The following is a 6,300-nucleotide window of genomic DNA, read 5'->3' on the forward strand; positions in this document are numbered from 1 at the left end:
CGAGGGGCGCGAATTATGCCCGACTCACCCCCGGCGGCAAGCCGGGGAGTTTGTCGCTTAATATATCAGTGCTCGGCAAACACCACGGTACGCGCGGCCACCACCAGACAATCGGTCAGCTCTGGCGAGGAGAACTTGGTGAGGATGGCGTTGGCCCCGGCCTGGGTTGCCTTCTCGCTGCTCATTGCGCTGTCCAGCGAGGTGTGCAGCAGCACGTACAGGTGCTGGAAGTCAGGGGTTTCGCGCAGGGTGCGGGTGAAGGCATAGCCGTCCATTTCGCTCATTTCGATGTCGGAGACGATGATGTTGATCTCCTGCGCGGTGCCTTGCAGCTCCAGCAACACGTTGATGGCGTCCTTGGCGCTGCGCGCGGTGTGGCATTCGATGCCCAGGTTGCGCAGGGTATGTACCGACTGCTGCAGGGCCACCTGGCTGTCATCCACCACCAGGATGTTGGCGGCGGCCAGCAGGCTGGCGTCTTCTTCGCTCAAGGTGCCGTGAGCTGGTTCTGCCTGCGGTGGGGCGATGGAGTGGATGACTTTTTCGATGTCCAGCACCTGCACCAGGGTGTTGTCGACCCGCGTCACGCCGGTGATGTATGAGCGGTTGCCCGAAGCAAAGGGCGGCGGTTTGATGTCGGTGCTCAGGCAATGCACGATGCGGCTGACCGCCTGCACATGCAGGCCTTGGCGCGAGCGGCTGATTTCAGTGACGATCAGGCAGCCGCCTTGCGGGTCTTCCAGGGGCCGTTCGCCAATGGCGCGCGACAGGTCGATAACCGACAGCGAATGGCCACGCAGGGTCGCCACACCTTTCACGTTGGGGTGCGATTCCGGCAGTTTGGTCAGCGGCGGGCAGGGGATGATCTCGCTGACCTTGAGCAGGTTGATTGCCATCAACTTGCCGCTGCGCAGGGTGAACAGCAGCAGGGACAACGAGTCCGCGCGGGCATTTTGCGTGGCCATGGTGACCTTCGGTGGGGAACAGGGGATAACCGGTTATCGGCCTGTTTTGGTCGGGCTTTAGCCTTGCTTTGCCGGCAATGGCCCAATCGCTCATGCTCGCTCATTTCCCTGTAGGAGCAGCCTTGTGCTGCGAAGAGGCCGGCAAGGCAAAAGACCATCTTGGGCAGCGATGGCCTCTTCGCAGCACAAGGCTGCTCCTACAGCCACTACCGTTCGCGCAGGGCCTCCTTGGCCCGGCTCAGCGGCTAGAATGGTCTTGTCACCGGTGCGAATATCCACCGTGGCAATTTTGCCGCCAATGGCCAATCGCTCAGGCTTGCTCATTTACCTGTAGGAGCAGCCTTGTGCTGCGAAGAGGCCGGCAAGGCAAAAGATCATCTTGGGCAGCGATGGCCTCTTCGCAGCACAAGGCTGCTCCTACAGCCACTACCGTTCGCGCAGTGCCTCCTTGGCCCGGCTCAGCGGCTAGGATGGTCTTGTCACCGGTGCGAATATCCACCGTGGCAATTTTGCCGCCAATGGCCAATCGCTCAGGCTTGCTCCTACAGCCACTACCGCTCGCGCAGGGCCTCCTTGGCCCGGTTCAGCGGCTTGATCAGGTAATCGAGGATGGTCTTCTCACCGGTGCGGATATCCACCGTGGCAATCATCCCCGGCACGATCGCAAAGTGCTTGCCGGTCTTGTTCTGCAAGCTGTCCTGCTCGGTGCGGATGAACACCCGGTAGTAGTAGATTTCCGGTTTCACCTCATCCTGCAGGGTGTCCGGCGAAATACCTACCACCTTGCCTTCCAGCCCGCCATACACCGAATAGTCATAGGCACTGATCTTGACCTTGGCCGCCTGGTCCGGGTGAATGAAGGCGATATCGCGCGGCGCGATGCGGGTTTCGATCAGCAGGCGTTCGTCCATCGGCACGATCTTCATCACCTGGCCACCGGGCTGCACCACGCCGCCCAGGGTGTTGACCTCGATGTCCTTGACGATGCCACGCACCGGTGAGCGCAAGGTCAGGCGGGTAAGCGAGTCACTGCGCCCGCGGACCACTTCCGACAGGCTGTCGGCCTCGGCGCTGGCTTTGGCCAGCTCTTCCCGGGCACGTACCAGGTAGTCGGAGCGGGCTTCGTTGGCCTTGAGCTCCAGTTCCGAACGCTGGCGGTTCAGGCGAATCACTTCGACCCGGCTTGAGGCGCCCATCTTTGCAAGGTTCTCGGTAATCTTCAGCTCGCTACGCACCAGTTGCAGCGAGTCCTGGATGCCCGCCAGGGTCTGCTCCAGCCCGCGGCGGCGGGTCTGGTACAGCGCGGTTTCTGCGTCGATCAGGTCGGGCGAGTCGCGCAGGCTTTCGGGGAAGGTCAGCGGCTTGCCCGTCACCTCTGCCTGCAGGCGGGCCTGGCTGGCCTTGGCAGCGCGGTACTTGGCTTCGCTCTCGCCGACACTGGAGGCGGTCTTGGTTGGGTCGAGCTGGGCCAGCACCTGGCCGCGCTCGACCAGGTCGCCTTCGGCCACGCTCATCTGCGCGACGATGCCGCCCTCGAACGACTGGATCACCTGCTCCCGCGAACTGGGGATCACCTTGCCGGTGCCGGTGGACACTTCGGTCACCTCGAACCAGGCGGCCCAGGCCAGGAATGCGGCCAGCATCAAGGCACAGATGGTGATGATGCGGCCGGCGCGGAACACCGCCTGGTCGTCCTGCCCATCCAGGTAGGAGGCCGGGAGTTCATGGTTGCTCATGCCTGGGCTCCTTGCAGTTTGGCCAGCGCGGCATCGCGGGTGTCATCGATGACGATGCGCCCGCCGTCCAGCACCAGGATGCGGTCGACCCGTTGCAGCACGCTCAGGCGGTGGGTGGCGATCACCAGGGTGCGGCCCTGGCAGAAGCGTTCGAGGTTATCCAGCAGCTTGCGTTCGGTCATGTCGTCCAGCGATGCGGTTGGCTCGTCCAGCAGCAGTACTTGCGGCTGTCGTACCAGCAGGCGCGACAGCACCAAGGCCTGGCGCTGGCCGCCGGACAAGCCCAGGCCGCCTTCCAGGATCAGGTGGTCCATGCCCTTGGGCAGGCGGCGGACGAAGTCCAGCGCGCCCGTGGCAGCCAGCGCGGCCACCAGCTCCTGGTCACTGGCCTGGCCGGCGCCGAGGGTGAGGTTTTCCCGCAGGGTTCCGTGGAACAAACGCGCGTACTGTGGCAGCAGGCCCACGTCACGGCGCAGGTCGGCAGGGTCGAGGTGGCCCATGGCGATGCCGTCCAGGCTGACCTCGCCTTGCACCAGGTCCATGGCCCCTCCCAGGGCTTGCAGCAGGGTCGACTTGCCGGCGCCGTTGCGCCCGAGAACGGCAATGCGCTCGCCCGGCTGGATATCCAGCTGGCCGATGTTCAGCACTGGCGGGGACTCCTCGCTGTAGCGGAAGTTGGCCTGGCGCAGGCGGTACTCGCCACGAATCGCCGGCAGGTGCACGCGGGCTTCGCCTTCGGGGTGGTCGACCGGTGACTGCATCAGCTTGTCCAGCCCTTGCAGGGCCACCTTGGCCTGCTGCCAGCGGGTCAGTACATGGGTCAGTTGCGCCAGTGGCGCCATCATCCGCGACGACAGCATCGACGCCGCCACCAGGCTACCGGTAGTAAGGTCGCCGGCGATGACCATCGGCGCGCCGACCACGATGACCACGGCAAACACCGCGCCCTGCACGTTCTGGGTCCAGGTCACCAGGCCGTTGGTGAGGGTGCGCAGGCGCAGGTTGGTGTGGGCGCAGGCGGCGTTGTACTGGTTCCACTGCCGCTCGAAGCGTGCTTCGGCCTGCAGTGCCTTGATCTCGTCCAGGCCCTGGATGCTTTCTACCAGCATCGCGTTGCGCAGCGCCGACTCGCGCATGGAGGCATTGGCCAGCCGCGCCAGGCGCCGTTGGGCCAGTACCCCAGGCACCACCATGGCCAGCAGCGCGGCTAGCGGGATGAACACCAGCACGCCGCCGATCAGCCAGAACACGAACAGGAACAACAGGAAGAACGGCAGGTCGGCCAGCGCCGTGGCGGTGCTGGAAGTTATCAGGTCGCGGATCGATTCCAGCTCGCGCAGTTGCGAGATGAACGAACCGGTGGACTTCGGCCGCACCGAGTTGCGCAGGCGCAAGGCATGCCCATAGACCAGGTCGCTCACCCGCAGGTCGGCGCGTTTGCCGAGCAGGTCGGTCACCTTCAGCCGCAGCAGGCGCATGCTGAAGTCGAACACCAGCGCCAGCACTACACCCCCGAACAGCACGTACAGGGTTGGCAGCGACTCGGCCGGGATCACCCGGTCGTACACCTGCATCGAGAACAGAACCCCCGCGAGGGCCAATACGTTGGCTACCAGCGAGGCGACCATCACCTGCCCATAGGGGCGCAGGTCGCGCAGCACGATGCGGGCAAACCAGTGGCGGTCGTAGGGTGCGGTGTAGTCATCGGTGCGCACATCGCGCAGCGGCCGTGCCGGGCGCAGCAGCGCAACGCGGTTGATGCGGCCCTTGAGGCTGTCGCGGGGCAGGCGAGAGGTCAGGCCCTGGTCACCGGCAAACACCACCGCCAGGTCGTCCTCTTCGGTGACCGACTCCACCACCGCCAGCTGGCCATCATCCAGTTCCAGTACCAGCGGTGTACGCCACTGTCTCAAGCCCTTGGCGTCGAAGCGCACGAAGCGCAGGGCCAGGCCGGCCTGGCGCGCCATGTGGCGAAGGATTTCATCCAGCGGGCGGGCATCCTCGACGGCGGCCAGGCGAATACGCTGGGGCGACACGTCCAGGCGGTAGTGGTGCGCCACCTGCAGCATCACTTCCAGCCACGGCCCAAGGTCCGGTCGATGAGGCGCTTCGGCCGCGGGGGCCGTGGGCTGTTCAGGCAGGGTCACATTGATCGAATCGGTCATGGCTGGATCTCCACCCCTTGCAGGTTGCGCCCCTCAAGGCCAAAGGCCGTGCGCAGGGCGCCGGTGTTGTACAGGCAGTCGACATCCAGGCGCAGCAGGTCGGAGCGGGTGCCTGCGAGTTCGAAGCGTGACTGGTAGATCTCCTGCTCGGCGTTGAGCAGGTCGAGCAGGGGCCGCGTGCCCAGGTCCAGGTACTGGCGGCCGTAGAGCATGCGCGCTTCCTGGATGCTGACCTGGCGCGCTTCCAGCGAAGTCAGCCGGCGGCCTAGCCCGGAGGTTTGTGCCATGGCCTCGGCCAGGCCACGACGGGCTTGCAGGCGGGCCGCGTCTTCGGCGGAGTCGGCGGCGGTCAGGGCGTGGCCGGCTGCGCGGCTGCGGGCGCTGATGGCACCCCCTTGATAGATAGGCACCTCGACGTTCAGGTAGATGCCTGCCTGGGTGCGGTCCATGCGTGAGTTGTCGCGGTTGTAGTCGTTGTCCAGGTAGTGGTTGACCTGCGGTTGCAACGACAGGGTCGGGTACGCCTCGGCCTTGGCCTGGGCCAGCTCGGCCTGGCCCTGGGCGCGCTGGGCCAGGGCCATGAGCACAGCAGGCAGGCGGTCATCGCCTTGCGAGGGCCGCTTGCAGGCTTGGTTCAGCGCTGCTGGCGAATCCTCGGCCAGCGCCGGTGGGGTGATGCGCCCCATCAGTGCCGCCAGGGTCGAACGCCAGCGCTCGTACTGCGACTGGTATTCCTCAAGCGTGGCGCGGGCGCTTTCCACCCGGGACTCGGCCTGCACCACGTCGGAGCGGGTGCTGGCGCCCATGTCGCTGCGCTGGCGGGCCATGCCGGCAATGTCACCGACCCCGCGAATCTGGTCGCGGGCAATGGTCATCAGTTGCTCGTAGCGGCGGGTTTCGATCCAGGCATAAGCGGTGTCGCGGGCCAGGTCGTCGACCACCAGCAGGATATTGGCCTGGGCGCGCGCGGCGGCCGCCTCGGCCGCGCTGACGGCGCTGTCGACCTTGCCGAAGTCGTAGAGCATCTGCTTGAGCGACAGGTTCAGGGCCTGGCTGTTGCGGTCGCCGCCATAACCGGTGTCATAACCGGTGCGGATACCGCCGGAAATCTGCGGGTAATACCCCGCGCGGGCGACGTTGATGCCTTCGCCCTGCTTGTACAGGTTGCCGATGGCCTCGGCGATGCTGGGGTGCCATTGCGCTGCCTGCAGCACCGCATCGGTCAGCTGCAGCCGCTCGCCACTGGCGACCGGGGCCATGCCGGTGGGGGGGCGGGCAGGCACTGCATCGGGCGCATCGCGTAACAGCGATGGCCCGACCTGGCGCAGTTGAGGGTCTATATCATCGGCTGCCTGGGCAACCGGGTGGAAGTTCAGGGCCAGGAGCCCGAAGGCTCCCAGCAACAGCGGTGACAGCGGACTGCTTCGCTTCACA

At 65.6% G+C, this 6,300-nt stretch carries 4 protein-coding genes; all 4 read right to left on the reverse strand.

Annotated elements, in window-relative coordinates; genetic code table 11:
• Positions 1-65 precede the first annotated feature (65 nt).
• Positions 66-965 (reverse strand): chemotaxis protein, encoded by a 900-nt coding sequence (locus MRBLPB4O_RS04200; protein ID WP_016501438.1) that lies wholly within the window; start codon positions 963-965, stop codon positions 66-68.
• A gap of 551 nt (positions 966-1,516) precedes the next feature.
• Positions 1,517-2,701, reverse strand: a complete 1,185-nt coding sequence (locus MRBLPB4O_RS04205; RefSeq protein ID WP_341797596.1) for an HlyD family type I secretion periplasmic adaptor subunit — start codon at positions 2,699-2,701, stop codon at positions 1,517-1,519.
• A complete protein-coding gene (locus MRBLPB4O_RS04210; RefSeq protein WP_016501436.1) occupies positions 2,698-4,866 on the reverse strand; it encodes a type I secretion system permease/ATPase in 2,169 nt (722 codons plus the stop codon). Before MRBLPB4O_RS04210 ends, MRBLPB4O_RS04205 begins: the two co-directional genes overlap by 4 nt.
• A complete protein-coding gene (locus MRBLPB4O_RS04215) occupies positions 4,863-6,299 on the reverse strand; it encodes a TolC family outer membrane protein (protein ID WP_341797597.1) in 1,437 nt (478 codons plus the stop codon). Before MRBLPB4O_RS04215 ends, MRBLPB4O_RS04210 begins: the two co-directional genes overlap by 4 nt.
• Position 6,300: the final 1 nt, after the last annotated feature.

The sequence above is a fragment of the Pseudomonas sp. LPB4.O genome (assembly GCF_038383825.1).
GTDB classification, from domain to species: domain Bacteria; phylum Pseudomonadota; class Gammaproteobacteria; order Pseudomonadales; family Pseudomonadaceae; genus Aquipseudomonas; species Aquipseudomonas putida.